Below are 3255 nucleotides of genomic sequence, written 5' to 3'. Positions count from 1 at the left end.
GGGGTTCGGTTGTCGGCATAATCAGAGCCGTTCCAGGAACGCCATGATGGTGTCGTCTGGCCGGTATCGGCCCGGTTTGGTTTGTCCGGGTGGCGTGGTCTTCGCGATCGCCTGCTCCTTGATGGTCATATCGGCGTGGATGTAGATGCTCGTCGTGGTGACGTTCTCATGGCCGAGCCAGAGCGCGATCACGGTCGCGTCGACGCCGGCGTGCAGCAGCCGCATCGCTGCGGTGTGACGCAGGGTGTGCGCGGTGACGTTTTTGCTTGCCAGCGCCGGGCAGGTCTGGGCTGCCCGGGTGGTCACGTGCCGGAGCCTGGCTTCGATCGCGTCGCGGCTGAGGCGTCTTCCTGTGGACGTGGCGAACAGCGGTGCATCGCTTGTGTCGGCGCGTTCGGTGATCCAGGCATTCATGACCGCGACGGTGTCGGGCAGCAATGGTGTGGCGCGTTCTTTGCGGCCTTTGCCGACGCAATGGACGTGGGCGCCGGTGCCGGTGTGGACGTCGGCGATGGTCAGCCCGATCAGTTCGCTGACGCGTAGTCCGGTCTGGATAGCCAGGACGAACATCGCGTAGTCGCGGCGTCCGGTGCGGGTGTCCTGGTCGCAGGTATCCAGCAGTGCGGCGGTCTCGGTGTCGGTGAGCCAGGTGACGAGGTTGCGGTGGATGCGCGCGGCCGGGATCGCGAGCACCCGTGCGATGGTGTCGGCGTGCTCGGGGTGACGCAGCGCGGCGTAGGAGAACAGCGAGTGGATCGCGGCGAGCCTCGCGTTGCGGGTGCGGGGACTGTTGCCCCGTTCCCGCTCCAGATAGGTGAGGAATCCGCCGATGCGGGTCGCGTCCAGATCGCCGATGTCCAGCGCATCCGGGGTCTTGTCGGTGTCGTTCTGGAGGTAGGTGAGGAGGAGCTTGAATGTGTCGCGGTAGGCGGCGACCGTGTTTTCGCTGGCGTGGCGCTGGGTGGCGAGCCGGTCGGTGAAGAACGCTTGCAGCAGCGGAGCGAAAGAGGTCATGCTCCCGCCTCCTGCATGTTCCCTTGGACGGTGCCGAGCATGCGGGCGGCGTGGGCGAGCAACTCGGGGATCGTAGACAGGTACCAATACGTGTTGGCCGGGTTGGTGTGCCCGAGATAGGTCGACAGCCGCGGTAGCAGGCCGGCGACGTCGGCTCCTGAGCGGTACCAGCCCAGCAATGTGGTCACTGCGAACGTGTGCCGCAGATCGTGCATCCGGGGACGTGCCCCGTCGGCGGTGAGTCTTGCCGTTTCACGGACATGCTCGAAGGCGTACTCGGTCGTGAACCGCGTCAGGCGCCGGCCGCGGTGATCGGTGAAGAAGGGCGTTCTGTCGTCAGCGACCACGCGGTCTCGTTGATCTCGCCATACGGCGTACTCGGTGAGCACGACCTTCGTCGTCTCGTGAAGGGGGATCAGTCTGGGATCCCTGGACTTGCCGCGGCTGACCGTGATGATCCCCGTGTCCAAGTCGACTTCGTCGTCATCGAGGGCGAGGAGCTCACCGACCCTCATTCCCGTCGCGGCGAGCAGCCCGAACACGACCGGATAGATCCGCGACCGCTCGAAGCGCCGCAGCCCGGCGGCGGCTTCCAACAACGCAGTGATCTGGTCGGGCGTGTAGATGTAGGGCGTGGACCGGCGGGCTTGATGTGAGAACACGCCGCGCGGCGGGACCTCGTGGACGGGATCGACGGCATTCATGTAGATCGCGAACGAGCGCACCGCCTTCATCCGCGTCGCGGCCCGTGACGCGCCTGCTCCGCCGTCATCGCGGGGCAGGCCCGCCCACTCGACCATCCCCGCAGTCGTCAGACGCGAGGTTCCGGCGGCGTCGAGGAGTTCGGTGAACTGGCCGAGGAGGTGCTCGTCCCAAGCGAGCGTGAACCCGAGCTGGCGACGTAGCCGCAAGTAGTCGGCGACGTGTTCATCCCAGATGATCATGCTCGCTCACCGCCCGTCGTGGCGGGCCAGGGCTGAGCAAGCTCGCGCAGCGCCGTGACGTCAACTCGCGCGTATCCGGCAGTCGTCAGCCGGGCCGTGTGGCGCAGGACCTGGCCGATCGCGTCCAGCGGGACGGCGGCGGTGACCATCTGTTCGCCGAGGGTGTGCCGCAGCCGGTGCGCCCCGAACCGTGCCAGGCCCGCCCGGTCGCAGGCGCGTTCGACGATCCCGCCGACCGCCTCGCGCGTCAACGGACGCCGTGGTGCCCGACCGGCGGCGAACACCTCCCGGAACCCGGTATCAGACGGACGTGCGTCGTGCAGGTAGTCCACGATCGCCTCACCGACCTCGTACGTCAGCGGGAGCCGCTCGTCACGGTTGCCCTTCCCGCGCACGAGAACCTCGCCGCGGCGCCAATCGATGTCATCCAACCTCAGCCGGGCAACCTCGATCGCGCGCAGCCCAAGACGAGCCAGCAGCAACAGCACCACGTAGTCGCGCAGCCCCGCGCTCGTGCCGCGATCGCACCCGGTCAGCAGCGCGACCACGTCATCACGGCTCACGCCGATGGGCAGTCGGGAGGGTTGCGGGGAGCGGATCACCAGTGTCGCTGCCGACAGATCATGACTCGTGATCCCAGAGATGAAGAAGAACCGCAGCAGCGAACGCAGCGTGTATCCGAACGCCTTCACCGACACCGGCCTGCGCGTGACGCCCTCGTCCAACAGTGCCCGCGTCACCGCCGCCGCGGTCAGTTCACCCACTCCTCCGGCAGGGACGACGTAGCCCGCCCAGAACCGGCGCGCCCTGGCCATGTTCGCCGCGACCGTCGAGTCCGCCAGGCGCCGCTCAGCACGCAGATACTCTTCGAACCCGGCCAACTCCGGCCCGTCCGCCACCACCGGCACGACAGCCGCGTCAGCCGGGATCACACCCTCGTTGGCGAGCCAGTCCAGCACCGGCCCGAGCGCCTTGCGGGAGAACAGGCCCGTATGCGTTCGCCGCCGCTCCGCGAGGAACACCTCGACTTCCTGCGCCGTCAACGCACCCGCGTCGATGCTCTGCGCGTGAAGCCACCGGCTCAGATGCGCCAGAAGCCGCAACTGGTTCATCAACGACTTCCGTGTGAATCCGCGCCGGACGAACTCGGCTTCGAACCCGCGGGCGGACCCTTCCAGCGAGCCGCCGACGAGCACGCCGTGACCCTCAATCTCGATCCTGATCATGAACTGCTCCTGTCTCCTCAACTTTGAGAAGACCAGCCGATCAGAACCGTGCGATTATGCCGACAACCGAA

3 protein-coding genes are annotated in these 3255 nt (G+C 67.2%); all 3 read right to left on the bottom strand.

The features are described 5' to 3' along the window. Positions 1 to 21 precede the first annotated feature (21 nt). From ABD164_RS17925 to ABD164_RS17915, 3 genes are read right to left on the bottom strand one after another with little or no spacing between them, the layout of a single operon-like run. The gene (locus ABD164_RS17925; RefSeq protein ID WP_344298063.1) at positions 22 to 1014 is read right to left on the bottom strand and encodes a tyrosine-type recombinase/integrase; all 993 of its coding nucleotides are present in this window, start codon (positions 1012 to 1014) and stop codon (positions 22 to 24) included. Then, positions 1011 to 1958: a tyrosine-type recombinase/integrase gene (locus tag ABD164_RS17920; protein ID WP_344298061.1), complete on the bottom strand. Its 948-nt coding sequence runs from the start codon at positions 1956 to 1958 to the stop codon at positions 1011 to 1013. Before ABD164_RS17920 ends, ABD164_RS17925 begins: the two co-directional genes overlap by 4 nt. Beyond that, positions 1955 to 3184, bottom strand: a complete 1230-nt coding sequence (locus tag ABD164_RS17915; RefSeq protein ID WP_344298059.1) for a tyrosine-type recombinase/integrase — start codon at positions 3182 to 3184, stop codon at positions 1955 to 1957. The genes ABD164_RS17920 and ABD164_RS17915 overlap by 4 nt, the downstream gene beginning before the upstream one ends. Positions 3185 to 3255: the final 71 nt, after the last annotated feature.

It is taken from the genome of Agromyces neolithicus (assembly GCF_039529735.1).
Classification (GTDB): domain Bacteria; phylum Actinomycetota; class Actinomycetes; order Actinomycetales; family Microbacteriaceae; genus Agromyces; species Agromyces neolithicus.
The sequence above is the reverse complement of the archived record's forward strand: the minus strand, read 5'-3'. Positions and strand labels throughout refer to the sequence as shown.

What these genes read in the sequence shown, in the direction of transcription:
- ABD164_RS17925 (WP_344298063.1), bottom strand. Translation starts at nt 1,014, where the DNA reads ATGACCTCTTTCGCTCCGCTGCTGCAAGCGTTCTTCACCGACCGGCTC.
- ABD164_RS17915 (WP_344298059.1), bottom strand. Translation starts at nt 3,184, where the DNA reads ATGATCAGGATCGAGATTGAGGGTCACGGCGTGCTCGTCGGCGGCTCG.
- ABD164_RS17920 (WP_344298061.1), bottom strand. Translation starts at nt 1,958, where the DNA reads ATGATCATCTGGGATGAACACGTCGCCGACTACTTGCGGCTACGTCGC.